Origin of the sequence: Bacilliculturomica massiliensis (assembly GCF_900605495.1) — a bacterium.
In the GTDB taxonomy this organism is placed as follows: Bacteria; Bacillota; Clostridia; order Peptostreptococcales; family Anaerovoracaceae; genus Bacilliculturomica; species Bacilliculturomica massiliensis.
In genome coordinates this window covers 267,774-289,623 of sequence record NZ_LR027602.1, presented here as the reverse complement: position 1 = coordinate 289,623, position 21,850 = coordinate 267,774, and the positions used below count along the sequence as shown (strand labels likewise).

At 54.4% G+C, this 21,850-nt stretch carries 19 protein-coding genes; 7 read left to right on the top strand and 12 right to left on the bottom strand.

Features of this window, described 5'->3' with window-relative positions:
- Positions 1-22: 22 nt before the first annotated feature.
- The 7 genes from E0E37_RS07875 to E0E37_RS07845 all read right to left on the bottom strand — a co-directional run bounded on the left by E0E37_RS07875 (position 23) and on the right by E0E37_RS07845 (position 7,179).
- Positions 23-994: an alpha-ketoacid dehydrogenase subunit beta gene (locus E0E37_RS07875; protein ID WP_130862488.1), complete on the bottom strand. Its 972-nt coding sequence runs from the start codon at positions 992-994 to the stop codon at positions 23-25.
- Positions 995-1,021: 27 nt separating this feature from the next.
- Positions 1,022-1,984 (bottom strand): thiamine pyrophosphate-dependent dehydrogenase E1 component subunit alpha, encoded by a 963-nt coding sequence (locus E0E37_RS07870; RefSeq protein ID WP_130862487.1) that lies wholly within the window; start codon positions 1,982-1,984, stop codon positions 1,022-1,024.
- A 1-nt stretch (position 1,985) separates the two neighbouring features.
- Complete coding sequence (locus tag E0E37_RS07865; protein WP_130862486.1) at positions 1,986-2,996, bottom strand: TRAP transporter substrate-binding protein; 1,011 nt, start codon at positions 2,994-2,996, stop codon at positions 1,986-1,988.
- A gap of 41 nt (positions 2,997-3,037) precedes the next feature.
- Positions 3,038-4,333: a TRAP transporter large permease gene (locus E0E37_RS07860; protein WP_130862485.1), complete on the bottom strand. Its 1,296-nt coding sequence runs from the start codon at positions 4,331-4,333 to the stop codon at positions 3,038-3,040.
- Entirely contained in the window at positions 4,330-4,824 is a 495-nt protein-coding gene (locus tag E0E37_RS07855; protein ID WP_165445272.1) for a TRAP transporter small permease, read from the bottom strand. The genes E0E37_RS07860 and E0E37_RS07855 overlap by 4 nt, the downstream gene beginning before the upstream one ends.
- Positions 4,825-4,867: 43 nt before the next feature.
- The gene (locus E0E37_RS07850) at positions 4,868-6,211 is read right to left on the bottom strand and encodes an aminotransferase family protein (protein WP_130862483.1); all 1,344 of its coding nucleotides are present in this window, start codon (positions 6,209-6,211) and stop codon (positions 4,868-4,870) included.
- Between the two features lie 248 nt (positions 6,212-6,459).
- Positions 6,460-7,179, bottom strand: a complete 720-nt coding sequence (locus E0E37_RS07845) for a GntR family transcriptional regulator (protein WP_130862482.1) — start codon at positions 7,177-7,179, stop codon at positions 6,460-6,462.
- A 318-nt stretch (positions 7,180-7,497) separates the two neighbouring features.
- Here E0E37_RS07845 and E0E37_RS07840 point away from each other — a divergent pair, with 318 nt between their 5' ends.
- Both E0E37_RS07840 and E0E37_RS07835 read left to right on the top strand, forming a co-directional pair.
- A complete protein-coding gene (locus E0E37_RS07840; protein WP_130862481.1) occupies positions 7,498-8,289 on the top strand; it encodes an aspartate/glutamate racemase family protein in 792 nt (263 codons plus the stop codon).
- Between the two features lie 51 nt (positions 8,290-8,340).
- Complete coding sequence (locus tag E0E37_RS07835) at positions 8,341-9,474, top strand: YkvI family membrane protein (RefSeq protein WP_130862480.1); 1,134 nt, start codon at positions 8,341-8,343, stop codon at positions 9,472-9,474.
- A gap of 125 nt (positions 9,475-9,599) precedes the next feature.
- On the opposite strand, the gene E0E37_RS07830 is transcribed toward E0E37_RS07835, so the two are convergent.
- A complete protein-coding gene (locus tag E0E37_RS07830) occupies positions 9,600-10,397 on the bottom strand; it encodes an IclR family transcriptional regulator (protein WP_130862479.1) in 798 nt (265 codons plus the stop codon).
- 222 nt (positions 10,398-10,619) lie between these two features.
- Positions 10,620-11,810, bottom strand: a complete 1,191-nt coding sequence (locus E0E37_RS07825) for a coenzyme F420-0:L-glutamate ligase (protein ID WP_130862478.1) — start codon at positions 11,808-11,810, stop codon at positions 10,620-10,622.
- Positions 11,811-12,100: 290 nt separating this feature from the next.
- On the opposite strand from E0E37_RS07825, the gene E0E37_RS07820 reads away from it, so the two are divergent.
- Positions 12,101-13,351 (top strand): threonine/serine exporter family protein, encoded by a 1,251-nt coding sequence (locus E0E37_RS07820; RefSeq protein ID WP_165445271.1) that lies wholly within the window; start codon positions 12,101-12,103, stop codon positions 13,349-13,351.
- A gap of 5 nt (positions 13,352-13,356) precedes the next feature.
- Here the strand turns inward: E0E37_RS07820 and E0E37_RS07815 are convergent, their stop codons facing one another.
- From E0E37_RS07815 to E0E37_RS07805, 3 genes are all read right to left on the bottom strand, one after another.
- Positions 13,357-14,481, bottom strand: a complete 1,125-nt coding sequence (locus E0E37_RS07815; RefSeq protein WP_130862476.1) for a DegT/DnrJ/EryC1/StrS family aminotransferase — start codon at positions 14,479-14,481, stop codon at positions 13,357-13,359.
- Position 14,482: 1 nt separating this feature from the next.
- Positions 14,483-15,409, bottom strand: a complete 927-nt coding sequence (locus E0E37_RS07810; RefSeq protein ID WP_130862475.1) for a dimethylarginine dimethylaminohydrolase family protein — start codon at positions 15,407-15,409, stop codon at positions 14,483-14,485.
- 172 nt (positions 15,410-15,581) lie between these two features.
- Positions 15,582-17,390, bottom strand: a complete 1,809-nt coding sequence (locus E0E37_RS07805) for a sigma 54-interacting transcriptional regulator (RefSeq protein ID WP_130862474.1) — start codon at positions 17,388-17,390, stop codon at positions 15,582-15,584.
- A 159-nt stretch (positions 17,391-17,549) separates the two neighbouring features.
- Between E0E37_RS07805 and E0E37_RS07800 the strand changes: the two genes are divergently transcribed.
- From E0E37_RS07800 to E0E37_RS07785, 4 genes are all read left to right on the top strand, one after another.
- Positions 17,550-18,743, top strand: coding sequence for a pyridoxal phosphate-dependent aminotransferase (locus E0E37_RS07800; protein WP_246019667.1), 1,194 nt, complete (start codon positions 17,550-17,552; stop codon positions 18,741-18,743).
- A 48-nt stretch (positions 18,744-18,791) separates the two neighbouring features.
- The gene (locus E0E37_RS07795; protein ID WP_246019666.1) at positions 18,792-19,751 is read left to right on the top strand and encodes a M14 family metallopeptidase; all 960 of its coding nucleotides are present in this window, start codon (positions 18,792-18,794) and stop codon (positions 19,749-19,751) included.
- A 2-nt stretch (positions 19,752-19,753) separates the two neighbouring features.
- Positions 19,754-20,635 carry a 4-hydroxy-tetrahydrodipicolinate synthase gene (gene dapA / locus E0E37_RS07790; RefSeq protein ID WP_246019665.1) on the top strand — a complete coding sequence of 294 codons (882 nt, stop codon included), beginning with the start codon at positions 19,754-19,756 and terminating at the stop codon, positions 20,633-20,635.
- 101 nt (positions 20,636-20,736) lie between these two features.
- On the top strand, positions 20,737-21,795 hold the full coding sequence (locus E0E37_RS07785) for a homoserine dehydrogenase (RefSeq protein ID WP_246019664.1): 1,059 nt from the start codon (positions 20,737-20,739) through the stop codon (positions 21,793-21,795).
- The last annotated feature ends 55 nt before the right edge of the window (positions 21,796-21,850 follow it).

Below are 21,850 nucleotides of genomic sequence, written 5' to 3'. Positions count from 1 at the left end.
TCCATAACGCCGCCGTACCGGATCACGCAAACATGGCTCTTACCGCCGCCGCAATGTCCTCCGCGTCCGGTATGGCAAACCGCTCCAGCGCGATATTGTACGGTATCGGCACATCCAGGGCCGCCACCCGCACCACCGGACCGTCCAATTCGTCGTACTGCTCCTCCTGGATCAAAGCCGCCAGCTCCGCGCCGATCCCCGCAGTCTTGTTGCTCTCCTCCGCCACGAGAACGCGGTGAGTCTTGCGGATGGACTCAAAAACAGTATCCTTATCGAAGGGCGCCAGCGTCCTGGGATCGATGACCTCCGCGTCGATCCCTTCTTCCTTCAGCTTTTCCGCCGCCTCCAGCGCCCGTCTGACCATGAGACCGACGGCTATGATCGTCACATCCGTCCCCCGGCGCTTGACGTCCGCCACGCCGAAGGGGATCGTATATTCCTCATCGGGGATCTCTTCCTTCACCTGATAGAGCTGCTTGTGCTCGAAAAACAGCACGGGATTGTCGGAACGGATCGCTTCCTTCAGCAGGCCCTTGGCGTCGTACGCGGTGGAAGGACTGGCGATGATCAGTCCCGGCGCGTGCATGAACAGACTCTCCACGCAGTTGGAATGCTCCGCCCCCGCTCCGAAGGACGAGCCCATGGCGCTCCGTATGACCAGCGGCAGCTTGTATTCCGGTCCGTGCATATAACGCCATTTGCCGCAGCAGTGAAAAAGTTCGCTGAAGGCCACCATTGTGAAATCTGAGTACATCAGCTCCGCACAGGGTCTCAGCCCCGTGACCGCCGCCCCGATGGCGCTGCCCACGATAGCCGTCTCGGAGATGGGCGTGTTGCGCACGCGCTGTTTTCCGAATTCCTCGACCATGCCTCTCGTGAGACCAAATATATTTCCGAATTCGGCCACGTCCTCGCCGAAAAGGACCACCGCCTCGTCCCGGCGCATTTCCTCTTTCATGGCGTCGCCGATCGCCTGTCCGTAGGTCACCAGCATACAGAATCCTCCCTTCCGTTCCCGCAGTTACGCATATAAATAATCATAGATGGTCTCCGGCGCCGGTTCCGGGCTGTTCTCCGCAAAGATCACCGCCGCGTCCAGCTTCGCTTCAAATTCCGCGCGCATCTCTTCTATCTCGGTCTCCGTAATCATTTTCTTTTCCAGGAGCCAGGTCTCCATCTTTTGCACACAGTCCTTTTTGATCCACCGGTCGGCCTCCGTCTGATCCCGATAGCGGGCCTGATCTCCCTCAAAATGGCCCCTCCACCGGTAAGCCTTGCACTCCAGGATCGCAGGTCCGCCGCCCTGCCTGATCTCCCGGGTCAGCTCTTCCGCAGCCTCATAGACCGCAAATACGTCGGTCCCGTCGGCCACGCGGCCGGGTATGCCGTAGGCGGGGGCTCTGTCCGCCGCCGTATTTTTTACCGGAACGCCCTCGCTCACAGGGGTGGATATGGCGAACTGATTGTTTTCACAGACAAACAGCACCGGCAGCTTCCAGGCTGCGGCCAGATTGATGGCCTCGTGTACGGGACCTCTGCTGGTGGTCCCGTCGCCGAAGTATACGTAGACGATATTGTCGCCGCCCCGGTTCTGAATGGTGAGCCCAGCCCCTGCCGCCACTGCGATATCGCAGCCCAGCGTGCCTGAAAATCCCAGCATTCCCCTGCTCAGTTCGGAAATGTGGTTGATGCCGCCGCGGCCGCCGGAATTGCCCGCCGTCTTGCCCAGGATTTCCGCGAACATCGTTTCCAGCGATACGCCGAGCAGGCTGGAAGCGCCGATATCCCGATGGGACATTTTGAAGTAGTCCCCTTCCTTCTTCGTCGCCAGAGTCCCGGCAAACGCCGCCTCCTCCCCGATGCCGCTGTGAATGTGGCCCGGGATCTTGCCGGCCGCGTAGAGATCGATCAGCCTCTTTTCAAAGAGACGCAGCATCAGCAGATCCCTGTACAGCTTCCGGGAAAGTTCTTTTGTGTATGCCATTTCAGTTCTCCTTTCTCGCTGCGTCCACCCAATCCAGAACATCCTGGCACTGGGTGCAGTTATCGTACAGCACCTGACATTTTTCTTTAAAACTGGTGAGATCCGGGTAGATAAAGGTCACGCCCTCCGCCTTTAACTCCGCGGTGATCGTCTCCTCCAGCTCGCCGCAGTATTCCCTGCTCTCCTTCATGACTTGATTGCCCGCCTCCAAAATGATGTCTTTGGCTTCGCGGGGCAGTCCCTGCCAGTAGATCTCGTCGAAATACAGCGCCCCTTCATAGTGGGTGTGATCCGTCATGATGACATAAGGCGCCACCTCCGTAAATCCTGCCTCTTTGGACAGCGCAATATCGTTTTCCTGTCCGTCAACCACGCCGGTCTGAATGGAAGTGTAGACCTCGTAAAAGTTGATGGGAATGGGCGCCGCGCCCAGGGTCTCCCAGATCTTCACATAGCTGTCTGTAGCCGGTACCCTGATCTTGACATTGCGGAAACCCTCCAGCGTCTCCACCGGATACTTCATCGTGGCTTCCCGGTTGAGACCGTCGATGATGCCCGCCACCCGGATGCCGGATTTTTCCGCCAGCCAGTCGGTCACTTCTGTAAAATAGGTGTCCCAGAACCGATACTGGTGTTCCTTGCTGTCGTACAGATACGGAAGTCCAAAGACGTCGAAGGCATTGCTGATGGGGCCCGCCATGGCGTCGCCGTCCAGATAGACCTGGATGTTGCCCATTTCCAGCGCTTCAAAGGCCTCTGTGCCTCCTCCCGCCTGTCCGTTGTAAAAGATCTTGCCCGTGATCTTTCCGTCGCTTTTTTCCGTGATCAGTTCCAGCCACTCCGCGACGAACTTGCTCATATAGTAATCCTCCGACTCGCCCACGCTGATGGTGAGATTGATGGGATCGGTGATCTCCTCGCCGCCCTGGACGCCGCCCCCGCCGGAGCAGCCTGCGCACAGTAACGAGAGGATCAGTAAAACGCTGATAGCCAGACTTGCTTTTCTCTTCATTTTTTCGTCTCCTTTTCCACGTTGTCAGAAGTCTTGTTCCGCTACACCTGCAGCAGTTCGGGCAGCCAGGTGGACAGTCCCGGGATCGCCGTGATCAGGATCAGCGCCGCGTATCCCGCGATCAGAAACGGTACGCTTCCCCGCAGTTCCTCCTCGAAGGTGATCCCCGCGATCTTTGCGGCGATGTACTGATTTTCACCGACGGGCGGCGTGGTGAGTCCCAGCGCCAGATTGGCCACCATGATGATCCCGAAATGGACCGGATCGATCCCCAGAGTCAGCACCGTGGGCATTAAAATAGGCGTAACGATCAGGATCGCGCATATGGTCTCGATAAACATTCCCATAAAGAGCAGGATCACATTGGCCATCAGCAGAAATACCAGCTGGTTGACCGAGATAGCCGTGATGGATGAGCCCAGCAGATCGGAGGCTCCCGTCATCACCAGCAGCCAGCTGAACGCTCCCGAGGCGGTGACGATGATCATGCAGAAGGCAGTGTTCGTGACCGCTCCCCCGATGATCTCGTGAATGTTCTCCCTGTTGATCTCCTTGTAGAAAAAGGTGCAGATCAGAAAGCCGTATGTACAGGCTACCGCCCCCGCCTCAGAAGGTGTGAACACGCCTGTGTAGATCCCTCCGAGAATGATCACAGGCATGATCAGCGCGGGGATCGCTTCCAGAAAGCTGTAAAACAGAGCCTTCCCCGTGATCACCTCTCTGGTCACCTGGATCTTTTTCTTTCTGAAGGTGATGAATACCGCCACCATGAGACAGAAAGCCAGGAAGCAGCCGGGCACGATCCCCGCTATGAAAAGTTTCCCTACGGACGTCCCCGTGGAGACTCCGTAAATGATCAGCGGAATGCTGGGCGGGATCAGCACGCCCAGCGACGCCGCCACCGACTGCAGCCCTGCCACCCAGCCCGCCGGATAACCTTTTACCTTCATTTCCGGGATCAGCGTGCTTCCGATGGCCGCGCAGGTAGCCACCGCCGAGCCGGTAAGGGCTCCGAAGAACGCCGACGCCACGATCAGTACGTGGCCCAGGCCGCCGCTGATCCAGCCGACCAGGCAGTCCGCCATGCGGACGATCCGCCTGGACAGACCGCCAACCTCCATGATCTTTCCCGCGAACATGAAAAGCGGAACCGCCATCATCGTGAACGAGTCGATGGAGGACAGAGACTTCTGCGCCAGAGAGGGCATGGCGACGCCTGCGGCAGTGAACATGATCCCCGCCGTCGGCAGGCCGATGGCCACCACCAGAGGGCAGTTGAAATACAGCAGCAAAAGCATTGCGCCGAACAACAGGATACAGATGATTGGCGTGCTCATTCTTTTTCGCCCCCTTTGCCTTCTTGATCCGTGTGACGGATGACTCCGATCTGTTTCACCGCGTATATGACCGCCAGCACGCTTCCTGTCAGCATGGCCAGAATCGTGAAGGTCGCCGGCATTCCCGTGATCGGATAGACCTGCCCCCTGTTGTGGACCATGGCAAAATAGTATACGGCGGACACAAACAGGACTGTGAAATACGCGATCGTCATCACCATATTAAAATAATGGATTTTTTTCTGTGTGCCCGGCCTGAATTTCTTCGTGAAGAAATCTACGCTGATCAGACCTCCGTCCCGGAAGGCGTAGCCAAGGCCCACAAACACGATCCAGATCAGCAGCCAACGCGCTACCTCCTCGCCCCATTGGATGGGTCGGCCGGCCATTCGCGTACAGACCTGGATCATGACCACCACTACCATCAAAATGAGTAAAAACGCAGCGATCCAATAGTCGAGCCCTCTTTTTTTCTTCTTCCTGGAATCCATCGCATGCACCTCCTTCTCCGTCATTGCTTTCAAGCCCTGTTTGTCAGTGCACTCCCAGTTCTTCCGACACCTGGGCGATCACTTCCTTCAGAATGGCGATGCCCCGATCCATTTCTTCCTCTGTGACCACGAAGGGCGGCGATACCATGAGCGCGTCTCCTTTTACTCCGTCTTCCGTGCCAACTGTGGCCGCCAGCAGCATCAGGCCCTTCTCGAAGCAGCGCCGCTGGATCTGATTTGCCACCTCATACTGTGGATCAAAGGACTCCCTGGTCTCCTTGTCTTTTACCAGACTCATACCTGTCATCAGTCCGATGCCCCGGACCTGGCCCACGATAGGCAGCTCTTCCAGCGTCTTCAGTTTTTTCAGGAACACGCCGCCCTTGATCGCCGCCTGATTGATCAGATCGTTGTCCGTCAGGTATTTGATCACGGCGCTGGCTGCCGCGCAGGAGACCGGATGACCGGCGTATGTATAGCTGTGGATCAGGCTGCCGCTTCCCTTTTCGATGGCGTCCACGATCTGTTTCCTGATGATCACGCCTCCGATGGGCAGATAGCCGCTGCCCATGCCCTTCGCCGTCACGATCAGATCCGGGACCACTCCGTAATGGTCGATGGCGAAATTCCTGCCCGTTCTCCCGAAACCGGTGATCACCTCGTCGTCGATCAGCAGGATGTTGTACCTGTCGCAGATATCCCGGATAATGCTGAAGTATTCCTTGGGCGCGATGACCGTGCCGCCTGCGGCTCCCACTACGGTCTCGCACATGAAGGCGGCCACCGTGTCGGCTCCCTCCGCTTTGATCGTCCGTTCCAGTTCGTGAGCGCACCGGCAGCCGCAGGCCGGATACTCAAGCTTCAGCGGACAGTGATAACAGTTGCACTGCGGGATCTTGGGCATCTTCAGCAAATAGGGATCATATGGAGTCCTCCAGCTGGTCCGGCCGCCTACGGAAAGCGTTGCCAGCGTGTTTCCGTGGAATCCCGCCCATCTGGAAATGATCTTGTATTTTGTGGGATTGCCGCATTCCAGATGATACTGCCGCGCTATCTTGATGGCAGATTCGGAAGCCTCCGAGCCGCCGCTGCAGAAAAAGACGCGGTCCATGCCCTCCGGAGCCAGATCGATGATCTGCTTCGATACGCGCAGCAGAGGTTCGCTGGCAAACATGCCCCGATAGACGAATGAAAATTGATCCATCTGCGCCGCGACTGCGTCCCTGACCTCCTTCACACCGTGACCGATTCCGACTACGGATACTCCGGAGGAAAAATCCAGATATTCTTTCCCTTCCGTGTCCGTGATTGTGACACCCTCCGCTCTGGCCGCGATCGGCGGCTGCACTGCTAATGTCGGAAAAATCGTGTTGATCTCTTTACTCATTTTTTCTCCTCCTTTTAAACAGAAAAAATTGATGGCAAGATTCCATACGGCCTTATTTTTTGTTCTACATTATAGTACTATATCCTGCAATGTAGTTTATAGGTGCAGTATATTATAAATTTTCAGACATGTCAATCTATTTTGGACACTTTTTACTCCCATTTCTATTGTTTTATGCACAAAAAAACACGCTGCTCAGTTTGTACTATCTGAACAGCGTGAATTCCCTTTATTCACATTTTATTTTTTTATTTACGGTTCTGAGCCCTCATCAGCTCGTCTACAATATCGGCCACCGAAACGCCGCCCACCGAGTGATCAAAATGATCGCGTCTTAAATAGTAATAGGCTTTCTCATAATTTTTTTCCCGCATATTGATCGCCAACTGCTCCATCCCATCGATAATCGTCGGAACGTAATCCTCATGCTCCGTTACCCGCTGATATAACAGCAGACAGATGCGGATGACCTCATCGCATACAGTGTTGTACATTTGTTCGATTCTGTCGTTTTCAAATACACTGATCAGCGCGAAATGAAATTCTGCATCGGCGCAGAGATATTCATAATAATTGTCCCTAGCCGCCTTCATCTTCAGCAGTTTCTCTTCAGTTACAAATGAAAACTTCCATGTCAGATCATCCTCAAATATCTTCTGCAGCGCCCTTGTCTCCAGAATCTCTCTCAGCTGATATATATCCTTGATGATCTTCTTGTCAATGTCTTTTACCCGAAGTTTTCTGCGAAAATCAGAGAGCAGCCAACCCTCGCAGCTCAGCTTTTGTATGGCGATCCTTATAGGCATTCTGCTTACTGAATATTCCTCCGAAAGCTTGGCCTCGGTCAAGAAAGAGCCCGGGGGATAGGACAAGTCCAAAATCTTGTTTTTTATTTTCTTGTAGACCTGAGTTGACAGCGACTCTTCAGTGGAAGACGTGTCATACTGAGGGACCGCATATTTTTCCATAAAAACCAACCTACTTTGACCAAATTTATTCAGGCATTTCCTAACAGACAGTGACTGCAAAAGACAGGCTGTGCCGGCGCCGCGAATCTATTTTTAAGTATATAACAATCTTCGGACTCCCGTCAAGAATTTGTAAAAAGACGCCACCCAAAATATCTGTCAATTCTAAATTATTATTTATATCCATTGACTTTTTTGAAAAACGATGATATTTTGTTTTTGGATCCAAAAATAAAAATATATAATATTACAATACAAATTGCGTATTTTTATTTAAGGATCCACTTATAATCTGCAGACTAGAAAGGAGCACACAAAATGAAAATGGAAGAAAACAGGCAATACGGTATCTTAAACGAACAGACAAACAACTTGCCTATCTGTCAGAAAATAGGCCAGGTAACCGCTGCTGCACCAATCGGGATCCTCTGTCTGGAAGACATTTGGATTCCTGTAGTCCCGGGAAATGTAATGAATGGGTTCACTTACAATTTCCCCGTACAGTACGAGTTCGTAAAGGGTCTTGACAACAAGTCCATCTTCGCAGGAAAAGAAGAAGTTTACGAGGGTATCCTGACTGCATGCAAGGAACTGAAAAAGCATGGAGTCAGAGCCATCACAGGCGCTTGTGGGTTTTTTGGGCATTATCACTCCCGACTGGCCGCCGAGCTTGATATTCCTGTAGCCTTGTCCAGTCTGGTTCAGCTGCCCTGGATCGCTTCTATGCTGCAGCCCCACGAAAAAATCGGCGTACTGACCGCCCACGAAGAATCCCTGACCCCTTCGATTCTGAAAAATTGCAACGTGCCCGATGACGTAGCAGCTCGTCTGGTTATACGCGGTATGGGCAAGGAGCCGGAATTCAGCACGATCATCGACGACACAGGAATGTTTAACAATGAGGGTGTAAAAAAAGAGATGGCCGGCAAGGCTTTGGAGATGGTTCAGGAGCATCCTGAAATCGGAGCGTTTTTGCTGGAATGCACAGAAATGCCGCCATATGCGCATTTGATCCAGGCCGCGACTCAGAGGCCGGTATATGATTTTATAACTCTGATCAACTGGATGTTCAGCGGAGTCTGCCGGGCACCCTTCAGCGGCTGGATGTAAGGACCGGACACGCTTCATGCTTTGAAGGATTGAAAAGGAGATGACATAAAGATGAAGGAAAACAGCAATTTCAGCTGGAAGACAGTCATTATGCTCGGCGGAGCATACGCGTCCTATAATATCGGTTCCGGGTTTGCTTCGGGGCAGGAGGTTCTGCAATTCTTTGGTTCCTGGGGCGGTATGTGGCCTTTTATCACGCCGCTGATTCCACTTCTCATCATTACCATATACGGCGCAAGCGGTTATAGCCTGGCACTCCATCAGAACTTTGAGAATCCCAGCGACGCGTACGAGTATTACTGCGGCAAGTACATCGCCAAGTTCATGGATATTTTCAGCATGATCATGATCGCAGGCATTGGACTAGTTATGTTCGCCGGATGTGGAGCAACCATACATCAATACCTGGGACTTCCCGTGTATGTGGGAGCTGTGGGTCTGGGCTTGATATCGGTTTTAGTCGTTTGGCTGGGACTTGAAAAAGTCACGCAGGTTCTGGGCGTCACAGGAATTCTGATCATCGCTTTCATTCTGGTGGTCAGTATCTATACGTTAGCTACCGCAGACGTCGGCTTAATGGAAGCCCAGCAAAATATTCCGCAATACGTGTCGGATGGACGCATTTTGCAGGCCGGTCTCTTCGGTGTCAACCATCCGATTATCGCCGCACTGTTTTACGCGGGGATGACACTGCTCACATCCTTCCCCTTCATGGTCGCTCTGGGAAAAAGCATCAAAAACCGCAAAGAGGCCGTGGCCAGTGGGTTAGCTTCTGGAATCCTGTTCACTCTCGGCGTTTATCTGGTTGTATTTTCTGTGCTGCAAAATATTGATTATATCGTTGAAACAGGTGCCCAGGTGCCTATGCTTGCCGTTATCGCAAAAAACCTGCCATTCCTTTCCGTTATTTTTACTCTGGTCATCGTCTGCGGTATTTTTACCACGATTACGGGTTATCTTTGGCTGGTGGGAAGAAGATTTGCACAGGATGGAACGATGAAACAGAAAATTATCGTTGCTGCAACCGCTATTATCGGCATTTTCGCCGGTTCCGTCGTCCCCTTCGGCACGTTGATCAATATTCTGTATCCTTTCGCCGGATGTGTGGGAGTTCTGCTCTTCATCATTATCATCTTTAATGAAGTAAGGCGCAGGATGAATCCAACAGAAAAAACAGACGCGTAAACCTTCAACTGCTTGACAGCAAGCATTTTCCATTTAAAAGGCCGCACTGTTCTGATTACAACATCAGCTCAGTGCGGCCTTTCTCCTTTAGGTCGCTGTTTTATGCTTCAATTATCCACGTTCTTTCAATCGAGGAACACATTCTTCCTGATCTCCTCATGGGTTTCCACCAACATTCTCCCATATTGCTGGCAGATCTCCTCCGGCATGCGATTCATGGGCGCGGCGATGCCGATCCCGGCCTTGGGCCTGTTCTTGGAATCAAATATGGCCACGGCGACTCCGATCACTCCCTCTTCCGTCTCCTCCAGATTCAGTCCGTAGCCGCGTTTTCTTACAGCCTCCAGCTCCTTCTCCAGCATGCCTCTGTCCGTTATGCTGTGAGGGCTCACCGCTTCCAGCGCCATCTGGTCCAGTATGGCGTTCTTCTCTCTCTCCGGCAAAAATGCCAGGATCGCCTTCCCCACCGCGCTACAGTGGCAGAGGATCTTGCTGCCCACTTTTGTGACATATTTTACGCTGTGACTGCTCTCCGTCATGGCGATGACGGTGGTGGTATAACGCCCGTCCACCCCGTCGTCCCATATGTGAAGCGTCACGGTTTCCTTTGTGGCCTCCGCCAGTTTTTTTACATAGGGCGCCAGGACCTCCTTCACCGATATGCGGGCATATCTGGAGTAAGTATTGAGGCGGAACAGTTCCACCCCCAGACGATACCTTCCCGTATCGGGGTTTTGTTCCAGAAACTGTATGTTTTTCAATGTGGAGACGATCCCGTTCGTCGTGCTCTTGTGCAGTCCCACCGCGTTGCTGATCTCCGTAATCCCCAGCTCCTCACTGTTTTTGAAACAGCTCAGGATCGCATGCATTCTCTCGATCGACTGTATATTCTTAGTCGTGTTGCGCGTCTCTTTTTCCTTCATAGAAGATCTCCCCCTGCTCTGTCGGATCACATTCACTATTTGAAACCAGTATGCCTGATATATCGTGTTTTTTCAAACATTTTTTAGCAAAAGTTTCTTGCGCCGGCGGATTATCACTTTTTTGTGATGCAGTTTGCGACATACGCGGCGCGGCGCGTATCGTCTCCCGACCAATAAAAGACCCGCGGCCTACTGTCCATAAGCCGCGGGCAAACGATCGCGTTATTTTGTATAGTTGTCAAAATAGCCCTGAATGTAGACGATGGGCGTTCCCTTGTCTCCGCTGCCGGAGGTCAGGTCGCACAGCGAACCGATGAGATCGGTCAGCCGTCTGGGCGTGGTGCCCTGGGCCGCCATGGAACTGCCCAGATTGTCATCCTTCTTGCGGATGTAGTCTGAGATCGCCTCTTTGAGCTCGTCGCCGGACAGGTCGGCAAAATCGTTATCTGCCAGATACTTCAGCTTGACTTCGTTGGGCGTGCCTTCCAGCCCAGATGTATAGCCGGGGGAAACCACTGGATCCGCAAGTTCCCAGATCTTTCCCACCGGATCTTTGAACGCGCCGTCCCCGTATACCATCACTTCAATGGTCTTTCCCGTTGCCACGTGCAGCTTTTTCTGAACGGCGTTCACAAATTCTGCGCAGTTGTTGGGGAACAGCTTGATGGTATCCTCTGTGGACTTGTTGGAGCCGAGGATCCCGTACTTTTCATTGTAGCCCCCGCCGTTCACGCTGGAGGTCAGCAGGTCGTCCATGCCCAGCACGATCTCGCCTCCGGCCGCTTTCAGCAGACGCTTGGAACGAACTCTCGTGTGGATGTCGCAGGTCAGCACCCGCTTTGTATAGTCGAGGATCACTCTGGGGTCGTTGGCAAAGATGATCTCCGCCTCCGCGCCTTCTTCCTCGATCAGCTCTTTGTAATAATTCACGTAATCCATGCCGGTAAACGTATGTCTGGACTTGCCGAACAATTCCTCGAACTGCGCCTGGGTCAGCACATCCTTATAGGGATCGATACCCTTTTCATCCAGTCTGTCCACCTCGATCAGGTGATTTCCCACCTCGTCGCTGGGATAGCTGAGCATGAGCACGATCTTCTTCGCCCCCCGCGCAATGCCCCGCAGGCAGATGGCAAACCGGTTTCTGCTGAGGATCGGAAAGATGACGCCGATCGTTTCACCGCCCAGCTTCGCTCTCACGTCCTCCGCAAGCTGATCCGTCGTCGCATAATTTCCCTGAGCTCTGGCCACCACCGCTTCTGTCACAGCCACCACGTCTTTATCGCGCAGTGCGAAATTTTCTTCCTTCGAGGCCTTCAATACAGCGTCGACCACGATCGACTCCAGGTCGTCTCCTTCTCTGATGATGGGCGCTCTCAGACCGCGCACCACCGTCCCTACCATTCTTTCCATTGTATACCTCACATTTCCTGATCTTTTACCGCGCAGCCGCTTCCCGCACGGGACGGCCCACAGCCGTAGGACCCGCCATGTCAGATGATGGTCTCCCGGCGCAGGCCTACAAAATCACATGAAGATTATATCTACTTTTCACGGCATGGTCAATGACTTTTGCACATACCAGTGGTATAATAATCCCGCTAAAGCGGCGCCGCATTGGAATAAACAAGCCCCCCGCGGCTTAACAATAGTAAGAAGAAAACAGGATGCCTCCTGACGGCATCAACAGGAGTAATGGGAAAATGATCAATCAAAAACAAAAAAAAGTGCTGATCATGGCTCTCCACGCAGGGGAGATCATGATGAAGAGCGGCGCTGAGATCTACCGGGTGGAGGACACGGTATCGCGGATCTGCAGGGCCTGCGACATCCCCTATGTAGAGGTCTTCGCCACTCCCACCGGTATCTTTCTCTCTCTGGACGCTGGGCATGCGGACAGTGATATGCATACCTTTATCAAGCGCATCAAGAACACCCGCATCGATCTGGAGAAGATCTCCAAGATCAACCAGTTCTCCAGAGAATTCACCACCACGGACCTCTCCGTGGACGAGGGCCTGCAGATCCTGAAACGGATCGATCACGACAAGGAATTCAGCTTCTGGTGGCGGGTGCTGGGCGCGGCTCTGATCACCTCGTTTTTTACGATCATGCTGGGCGGAAGCGCGGCGGATTTCGCCGGTTCCATGCTGATCGGCGTGCTGGCGTACTTTTCCACGCTGCTGTTTGAGCGGCTCCAGCTGAATTCTTTTGTGAGCGTTTTTTGTTCCTGCGTGCTGGTGGCCCTGCTCACCCTCTCCTCGATCCAGCTGGGGCTGGGCGGCCACCGGGATTTCATCATCATCGGATCGATCATGATGTTCCTTCCGGGGGTGGCCATCACCAACGCGGTGCGGGATTTCCTCTCCGGCGACTCCCTCTCCGGCCTGGCCCGAGCGTCGGAGGCCATCATGACGGCTGTTTCCATCGCCGCCGGCGTGGGCGTGGTCCTGCGGTTCTCCGGATCGTCTCTGTCCGGGAGCGGCGGATCCGTCCACCTGGCGCTGCAGTTTGTATGGGCTTTTCTGGCCACCGGCGGATTCTGCTTCATTTTCAACGTCCCCAGGCGGCATATCCCCATGGCCGGGCTGGTAGGAGCGGCTGGCTGGCTCGTCTTTCAGTACATGGGGGCTACGGGATATTCCAGCATCATGGCCTGCTTTATCGGTTCCTGCACAGTGGCCCTGGCCAGCGATATCTGCTCCCGGGTCTTCAAAGAGGCGGCCACGCTGTTCATCATCCCGGGGATCCTTCCTCTGGTGCCCGGAGCCGGCATGTATTACGCCATGCAGGCTTTTCTGGACAGCAATCTCAAGGAAGCCGCCCGCATCGGCTGGGAGACCAGTCTCATGGCCGGCAGCATCGCCGTGGCCCTTCTGATCGTCTCTTCTCTGATCCGCGTGATCTCCCTGTCCTGCCGGGAGCTGCGGCGGTCCCTGCGGAAGAGGGACTAGCGACCTTATGGACGCCGCCCCAGCAGTTCTTTTACAGCGGCGGCCGTCCGCCGCATGTCCTCCGGCCCGTAGCGCTGATCGCACTGAAGCATTAAATTGTGATTAGACAGGTACCGGGCTGCTTCCCCGGGCTGATACCTGTCTGTTGGCAGGATCCACTGGATCTCCGGAACAATGTCCCGGGCCGTCAGTTCCCCGTACAGCCGGTCTCTGTCCTCGCACAGGATCACCAGGCCGAAGGGCGTCAGATCGCTGTCGTCTGGACGCGGTCCCAGAAGACGCAGCCCTCTGCAGTCCTCCAGTTCTTCATAGAGACAGGCGTAATTTTCACGGCGGCGTCTGATCAGCTCTTCCTTGTCGCTGTTGAAAAACACTCGCCGGGACGCCTCAGTCATGCCTCGGATCTCCAGATCGATATAGCGGCTGGCGTTGGCCTCTCTCTCAAATTTCAGATAAGTCTCCCGATCGCAGCCGGGATTTTTATCAAAATATTCCCGGACCACAGAGATCAGCAGCTCCCGGTACGCCGCTTCGTTGTACGGATCCCCCAGCGAAATTTCTTTGGCTGGAAAGGTGTCCCGCAGGGCGGCCAGCCCGCCGTCCGTCATGGGAAACCACTTCCGGGTGCTGGCGGCGATGAGATCTCCGTAGCCCATCCGCCCCTGAGCTCTGGAAAACAGGGCCTGGGTCAGGTCCTCGAAGATCAGGATCCCCCGTTCCCGGGCCAGGCCCGAAAGCGCGGCGGCCACGGCCTCCGGCTGAGGAACGGCAAAATAGTGGATCACATAGATCATGCCCACATCCGGCGTCAGCTTCCTCTGCAGATCCTCCATGTCGATCTCCAGCTTTTCGTCGACGCGGTAAAAATCACAGGAAAGGCCGTACTCTTCTTTTACACAGTCAATCGCGGTGAGGACGGAAACGCACAGATAGTCGGGCAGGAGGATCTTTTTCCCCCACATTCTCTCCCCCGCCTGTCTCAATGCGTAGATCGTGGCCGTCCGCCCGTTGTTCACATACGCTCTGCGGGCGTACCGTCCCTCCCCGTCGCAGCGGAGCAGGAACTCTTCCTCTTTCACTTCTTCGCAGATTAGCGCTGCGTCCACGCTGTAAAATCCCCCTGTCAGCATCCTATTCCACCTGATACACAGGGATATCGTCCCGCTTCAAAAACGCCGTCAGACAGTGGACCGCTCCGCCGCCTTTTTTGATCTCGTCCAGTTCGATCTCGATCACCTGGACGCCCGCCTTTTCCAGCAGCTCCACCGTGCGGGGCGCGCCTGTGGGCATCACGATCTTTCCCGGCTCCAGCGCCACGGAATTTGCGGCAAAATTGATCTTTTCTTCAAAGGCCGGGATCTCCACAAAGCGAAAGCCCCTCTTTTCCAGTTCCTCATAGATGATATCCGGCGTAATATACGGATAGGTGACGGCCACGTCCCGGTCCACGATGGACAGGAAACCGTCCAGATGATTCTGATTTCTGGCAATGCTGAGACTGATGAAGTTTTTAACTCCCATATCGCGGAATGTGGATACGGCCTGTTCGTATCCGGCCCTGTTGCACCGCGTGCCCGTCCCGATTATCACCGTTTCCTCGTCCACCCATGTCACGCAGGCCCCGTCGAAAACGCCTTCGCCGTGGATGGTTTTTACGATAGGGACCCCGATCCTGGCCGCCGCCTGCGCCGCGTATTTCACTTCCTTCGCCCGGATCTCGATCCCCGGCCGCGCTGCGATCACGCCTTCCGGCGTTCCCAGGATCAGATCGTGACAGAACATGGCGTTGGGAGTGTCCTCGCTCATCTCCTCCACATAATACACCTCCACGCCGTGATCGCGGTAGATCTGCGCCAGCGTATCGTGCTCCCACCTGGCCTTTTCCACGTCGATGAAGTCTCTCATAAAGACAGCCGCCGGGTCCTTGATATTCTCCAGTTCTTTTCCCGGTCTCCGCATAAGCACGGCCCTGAGCGTTCCGATCTCTGAAGTGACTCTCCAGCGATCCCCCCATACTTTTTCCATGTTTTCCGTAAATGTGTACCCTTTTCTCGTCATGTCGTCTCCTCTCCTGTCCTGGCAGATAGTAATAGATGGCTGTCAAATGATTCAACGCAAAAAACGTGCCATCCTTTTCCCCGCTACCTATGCCGTTTTTCTCTTCTGAACAAATCACAGAGAAAAAAAATGTGATAATTTTTATCACATTCAATAAAAATTATCACATTTATCACTTGTTCAGGATGCGGTACAGAGTGGCGATACCGATTCCAAGACTTTTTGCAGCAACTTTTTTTCCTTTCGTATCCCAGCCGTATTTGTCCAGAGCCTTGATCACCGTATCTACGTCGGTCTTCCTTCTGCTCTCCTTCAGCGGGAAGGGATCGTCTTCCCTCAAATGCTCCGCTGCGGCGGACGGAGCGCCCGTTTCCCCCTCGTCCAGAAACTCCCGCGGATCGCTTGCTTTCAGTATCCGTTCCGGCAGGCTGGCGGCTGTCAGCTTCTTCCCCGTCTCTATATTTACAGCGCATTCAATGGCGTTTTCCAGCTCCCGGAGATTGCCCGGCCAGCTGTAGGAATTCAGCAGAGCCTGGGTGTCCTCAGCCAGGGAACTTACGTTTTTCCCCAGCCTTGTGGCGTATTTTCGCAGGAAGTATTCGCTCACTACCATGATATCCTCCCTGCGCTTGCGCAGAGGGGGCAGGAAAATGGGAATGACGTTTAATCGATAGTACAGATCCTCTCTGAACTCGTTGTTTTCCAGCATTTCCTCCAGATTCCGATTGGTGGCGGCAATGATGCGGATATCTACGGCGATGATCTTGTTTCCGCCCACCCGCTCGATGGTGCGCTCCTGCAGCATACGCAGGAACTTGGACTGCAGAAACAGCGGAATGTCGCCCACCTCGTCCAGAAACAGCGTGCCGCCGATGGCCAGCTCGCATTTTCCGATCTTTCCGCCCCTCTTCGCTCCCGTAAAAGCCCCGTCCTCATAACCGAAGAGCTCGCTTTCCAGCAGGGGTTCCGGTATTGCCGCACAGTTTACGGCGATAAAAGGCCCATCCCTTCTGGGGCTGGCATTGTGGATGGCCCGGGCAAACATCTCTTTCCCCGTGCCGCTTTCGCCCCGGATCAGCACCGTAGAATTGCTTCCCGCCACCTTTCGCGCCAGAAATTTCACATTTTCGATCTCCTGGGAATCGCCGATGATATCCTCGAATCCTACCTTATAGTCGGCCTCGTGAAGGAGCTTTCTGGCGATCGAACTGGCCTCCTTCATGCTCTTGAAGATCAGCACGGTGCCGTAGAGTCCTTTCTCTCCCTCGATCGCCTGGGCTGTGATCAGAACGGGCAGCTTCGTCTTGCCCACATCGATCTTATCCTCCACGTCCACGATGCTCCGCTCTTTTTTGATCCGCTCCAAGATCCGCCCGGAAAGCAGCCTTTCGATGTGCACGCCCATATATTGTTCCCGTTTGAGACCGAAAAAAGTACTGGCGGAATCGTTGATCTGATAGATGATCCCCTTTTCGTTTACGGCTACCACGCCGTCGTGGACGGAATTTATGATGGCCAGAGTCTCCTTCAGATTGATATCCAGAATTCTGGCGTATTCCTCCGCTTCGATCTTGCTGGAGATCATCTCTGAAAGCTTTTCTGTAAAACGCAGGAAAAATTCGTTGTCGAAAATAGCGCTGCGTTTCTGCTCTTCAGTGAAGGCGATGATCCCCACGCCTCCTACGATCTCGCCGTCCACCTTCAGGGGCGTGTAGATAGCGGCTTTTTCCTGACAATTGTCTTTATTGCTGCATTCGTTGCACACGGGCTCCTTCCCCGGGTGGTCGATGATGATGGTCTTGTCGTTTTCCATCACATTCTTAAACACATTGGGATTCACAGCGGGTTTTCCGATCTCCCCTTTGTAATGATCTGTGCCTGCAATTCGAAGGAAACTCTTGTCGACAATGGTGATGACTACGTTGAACAAACCCGATATTATCTCGCAGGTATCCTGCAGGAAAAATGACTGTTTTATCATGATGCCTCTCCCCTTTCTTCCCGATCTGCGGTCCGCATCTTTAGGTTAGTCTAGCCGGGGCCGTTTGTCAATGTATCCCCGCCTGAAAATTGGCACAGTTTTTGCAGCTTTAAACTGGCATCCGATCAAAAATATTTTCTTTTCGGGAAGGAGTACCGTATGACTATCAAAATGAAACAGAGTACCAAAATGGACAACATCCCTTTTTCCGGCATTCGGAAGGTCTTCGAAGCCGCCGGCGAGCTGGAGAAGCAGGGAAAGGACATCATCAACCTGGGAATCGGGCGTCCCAATTTCGACACGCCGGCCCATATTAAAGAAGCGGCCAAGAAAGCGCTGGACGACGGCATGGTCTTCTATACCTCCAATTACGGCACGGAAGAACTGCGTCAGGCCGTGGCAGAAAAGCTGAAGCGGGATAACGGACTGGACTACCAGATGTCCGACGTCATCGTGGCCGTGGGCGCCAATCAAGCCGTATCCATCGCCATGACCGCCCTTCTGGATCCCGGCGACGAAGTCCTGGTTCCGAACCCCTCCTGGCTGCACTACTTTTACTGCGCGGATCTGGTGGGCGCCCGGACCGTATCCTATCCGCTGCTGGAGGAAAATGAATTCAATGTTGTCCCGGAGGATATCGAACGTCTGATCACTCCGAAAACCAAAATGATCATCGTCAATTCCCCCAACAATCCCACGGGTTCCCTGCTGAGCCGGGAGAGTCTCCAGGCCATCGCCGACATCGCCGTAAAGCACGATCTCATCGTGCTGTCCGACGAGATCTACGAAAAGCTGATCTATGACGACGGCGTTCACTACAGCATCGCTTCCCTGGATGGGATGAAAGACCGGACCATCCTGATCCACGGCGTTTCCAAGTCCTACTCCATGACCGGCTGGAGGATCGGTTTCGCCATATCCTCCAACAAGGAATTTATCAGCGCCATGATCCGCGTTCTGCAGTACACGGTTACCTGCGCCAATTCCTTCGCCCAGTACGGCGCGGAAGCAGCCATGAGGGGACCCCAGGACTGCGTGGAAGATATGCGGGTAGAATTTGATCGCAGAAGAAAATTGGTTTATGCTAGAATCAATCAGATAGAAGGGCTCAGCTGTATCGCCCCCAAAGGAGCGTTCTACTGCTTTGTCAATGTAAAACGACTGGGTCTCAGCGACGAGGAAGCGTCGGCCTATTACCTGAACCAGGCCGGAGTGGCCATGATCCCCGGCTCCGCCTTCGGCGAATACGGCGCGGGTTATCTCCGCGTAGCTTTCTCCAACTCCTACGAAAACATTGAAAAGGCCATGGACCGCATCGCTGAAGCTACCAGGGCTCTGTTCAACAAAAAATAAGGAGAGATTTTTATGATTAAACTGTTTGGCGAAGAGATTAAACCAGGAATGAAATTTTTTAAAGACCTGCCCGTCTCTGACGCAAAGGGCAACTCCACCGTACTTCCCTACTATGTGATCAGCGGCGAAAAAGACGGACCTGTGCTCTGCGTCACCTCGGGCGTACACGGCACCGAATATCCCGGCGTCGCGGCAAACCTGAAACTCTATCAGGACATCGACCCGAAGGATCTCGCCGGGACAGTGATCGGCTGCACCATGTGCAACTATGAAGCCTTTGCACACAAAACGAGTTTCGTCAATCCGCTGGACAAGAAAAATTTAAACGATGTGTTCCCCGGAAATCCCGACGGAAGCATCACTGAAGTGATCGCCACCGTTCTGCTGCATCAGTTGGTCAGCTGCGCCGATTACCACATCGACATGCACAGCGGCGACAGCATCGAATATCTGCATCCCTATGTGTTCTATCACAGAAATTCAGACCGTCGGACGGAGATCGACGAAAAGGCTCACGCCATGGCCAGAGCCTACGCCCTCGACTACATAGCCGTTACCGAATCAGACGGCCCCGGAGCCAGCGATATCGGCAACTTCTACGCCAGCGTCTCCGAACTGGGGATCCCCTGCATCCAGCCGGAGATCGGCGGGATCGGCCTGGTGGATGAAAAGACCCGGTCGCTGCACTATCAGGGCGTCAGGAATGTGCTGGATCTGCTGGGCATGCTGAGATCCGACGCCGTCACCACAAACAGCGGTCAGGTAGAACTGGATAGCTTTTACCGTCTGCGTTCGGGATGCAACGGCGTATACAACCGCTTTGTGGACCCGGGAGACCGGTTTGTAAAAGGACAGAAACTTGCCAACATCACAGATTATCACGGCGTAAAAGAGCTGGAAGCCTTTTACGCGGAGGCCGACGGCGTGGTCCTCTGGACCATGGCGGGTCTCGCCACAAGGAAAAACGACACATTACTGGCGCTGGGCGTCATCAACGGGAGGTCCTGAGCATGTTCAACGGTATCTACACTCCTATCGTCACTCCCTTTGACGAGAAAGAGGAGATCGACTATGGGAAACTGAAACACAACCTGGACAAATGGAGCCGTACCGGTCTGGACGGCATCGTCGTTCTGGGTTCAAACGGAGAATTCGTCTATCTGTCGGAAGCGGAAAAACTTCAGGTGATCGAGTTCACTGTGAAAAACTTTACAAAAGATAAAAAGATCATCGCCGGAGCGTCCTGCGAATCCACTCGGGAGACTATCTCTCTGGCGAAAAAAGCGGCTGCTCTGGGGGTGGACGCCGTGCTGCTCCTCCCCCCCAACTATTATAAGGGCGGCATGAAAGAGGAGATCCTCTACCGTCATTTCACCGACGTGGCCGACGAATGCCCCGTCCCGGTCATGCTTTACAACATGCCCGGAAACACGGGGATCAATCTGACCTCCGGTCTCATCGCGCGTCTGGCCAGACATCCCAATATTGTTGGGATCAAAGATACCGGCGGGAACGTGGTGCAGATCGCAGAGACGGTCCGCGACACTCCGGAGGACTTCGCCGTCTTTGCCGGAAACACCGGTTACTTGCTGCCGGCGCTGGCCGTAGGCGCCCGGGGAGCCACCCTGGCCCTGGCCAACATCCTTCCCGATGAATGCTGCCGTCTGGTTTCCCTGGCAAAGGAGGGCCGCTTCGACAAGGCGAAGGCCCTGCAGCTCAAACTCCTGAAGATCAACGCTCTTGTCACCGCCACTTACGGCGTGGCGGGACTGAAGGCTGCGCTGGATCTTCTGGGCTATCAGGGCGGGCTTCCCAGAAGACCTCTGCGGCCGGCCGGCGACGAGGTGAAAGCCGTCATCCGGGAGGAACTGGTCCACATCGGCGCGCTGTAGAAAACGCATACTCCGCGGCATGGACCCTGCGGCAGAAGATCTGCGACAAAAGATCTGCGGCGGGAAGTGTGCAGCGGAAGGAAAGAGGATACGAAAAGACTATGAAGCAAGCAGAAAAGACAACCATGAGACTGGCCGTGATCGGCTTCGGCGGAGTGGGCAAAGCCCTCATTCGCCTTCTGGAAGACAAAAAAGAAACGTTGGCCGGAGACGGTCTGGAGATCCGCGTGAATTATATCCTCGAATACTACGGGGGAATCTATAACAGCGGTGGAATCGATCTGCCGGAACTGATCGATTTCATGGCAAAGGAAAAGGATATCACAAAGTTTCCCGGCGGCGGTCCGCAGGTCACTCTGGAAACCGCTCTGGCCGCCGGAGATGTGGATCTGGCCGTGATCATGACGCCAACCAATAAGGAGACCGGCGAACCGGGTCTCTCCTTCATCCGCTCCCTGCTGGCAGCGGGGGTCCACACCGTGACCTCCGACAAAGGGCCTGTTCTGGTCGCTTACAACGAGCTGGCGGCTCTGGCAAGGGAACACGGGGTACAGCTGGGCATCGGCTGCACTACCGGCGGCGCTCTTCCCTCTGTGAACGGCGGCATGATGGACATGGCCGGCGCCGACATCCTGTCCATCGAAGGCGTTTTAAACGGTACCACTAATTTCATTCTGAAGGATATGGAAGAAAACGGCGTCAGCTATGAAGAGGCCCTCAAGAAGGCGCAGGAATGCGGGATCGCGGAGACCGACCCAACCCTGGACGTGGAGGGCTGGGACACCGCTACAAAGCTGCTGATCCTGACCAACGTTCACATGGGGCTTTCCAAAACGCTGAAGGACGTTTCAGTGGAGGGCATCACGCGTCTCACAAAGGAAGAGGTGGCGGCTGCGGCGGCGGAAGGCAAAAAATACAAGCTGGTAGGCAAGACGGAAAAGTCGGAGGACGGTTCCCTGTCTATGACGGTACGCCTGGAAAAACTGGGGCCGGATCATCTGCTGTACGGTGTGGAGGGCAAGAACAAGGCGGTCCGGTATACCTGCGACAGTCTGGGCGATCTGGTCCTCATCGGCGGCGCTTCCGGCGTGACTCCCGCCGCAGCGTCCATACTCAGAGATATTGTAAATATTCACAGGGGCTACCGGTTCGTCCGGTAGCGGCCTGCGGCCGGGCGCAGACAGCGCCGCGGCCGGTTCCCGAACCTGAAAATCA

Bases quoted from the DNA above. Each gene is read 5' to 3' on its own strand.
- E0E37_RS07875 (WP_130862488.1), bottom strand. From the start codon at position 994: ATGCTGGTGACCTACGGACAGGCGATCGGCGACGCCATGAAAGAGGAA.
- E0E37_RS07870 (WP_130862487.1), bottom strand. From the start codon at position 1,984: ATGGCATACACAAAAGAACTTTCCCGGAAGCTGTACAGGGATCTGCTG.
- E0E37_RS07865 (WP_130862486.1), bottom strand. From the start codon at position 2,996: ATGAAGAGAAAAGCAAGTCTGGCTATCAGCGTTTTACTGATCCTCTCG.
- E0E37_RS07860 (WP_130862485.1), bottom strand. From the start codon at position 4,333: ATGAGCACGCCAATCATCTGTATCCTGTTGTTCGGCGCAATGCTTTTG.
- E0E37_RS07855 (WP_165445272.1), bottom strand. From the start codon at position 4,824: ATGGATTCCAGGAAGAAGAAAAAAAGAGGGCTCGACTATTGGATCGCT.
- E0E37_RS07850 (WP_130862483.1), bottom strand. From the start codon at position 6,211: ATGAGTAAAGAGATCAACACGATTTTTCCGACATTAGCAGTGCAGCCG.
- E0E37_RS07845 (WP_130862482.1), bottom strand. From the start codon at position 7,179: ATGGAAAAATATGCGGTCCCTCAGTATGACACGTCTTCCACTGAAGAG.
- E0E37_RS07840 (WP_130862481.1), top strand. From the start codon at position 7,498: ATGAAAATGGAAGAAAACAGGCAATACGGTATCTTAAACGAACAGACA.
- E0E37_RS07835 (WP_130862480.1), top strand. From the start codon at position 8,341: ATGAAGGAAAACAGCAATTTCAGCTGGAAGACAGTCATTATGCTCGGC.
- E0E37_RS07830 (WP_130862479.1), bottom strand. From the start codon at position 10,397: ATGAAGGAAAAAGAGACGCGCAACACGACTAAGAATATACAGTCGATC.
- E0E37_RS07825 (WP_130862478.1), bottom strand. From the start codon at position 11,810: ATGGAAAGAATGGTAGGGACGGTGGTGCGCGGTCTGAGAGCGCCCATC.
- E0E37_RS07820 (WP_165445271.1), top strand. From the start codon at position 12,101: ATGATCAATCAAAAACAAAAAAAAGTGCTGATCATGGCTCTCCACGCA.
- E0E37_RS07815 (WP_130862476.1), bottom strand. From the start codon at position 14,481: ATGCTGACAGGGGGATTTTACAGCGTGGACGCAGCGCTAATCTGCGAA.
- E0E37_RS07810 (WP_130862475.1), bottom strand. From the start codon at position 15,409: ATGACGAGAAAAGGGTACACATTTACGGAAAACATGGAAAAAGTATGG.
- E0E37_RS07805 (WP_130862474.1), bottom strand. From the start codon at position 17,390: ATGATAAAACAGTCATTTTTCCTGCAGGATACCTGCGAGATAATATCG.
- E0E37_RS07800 (WP_246019667.1), top strand. From the start codon at position 17,550: ATGACTATCAAAATGAAACAGAGTACCAAAATGGACAACATCCCTTTT.
- E0E37_RS07795 (WP_246019666.1), top strand. From the start codon at position 18,792: ATGAAATTTTTTAAAGACCTGCCCGTCTCTGACGCAAAGGGCAACTCC.
- dapA (WP_246019665.1), top strand. From the start codon at position 19,754: ATGTTCAACGGTATCTACACTCCTATCGTCACTCCCTTTGACGAGAAA.
- E0E37_RS07785 (WP_246019664.1), top strand. From the start codon at position 20,737: ATGAAGCAAGCAGAAAAGACAACCATGAGACTGGCCGTGATCGGCTTC.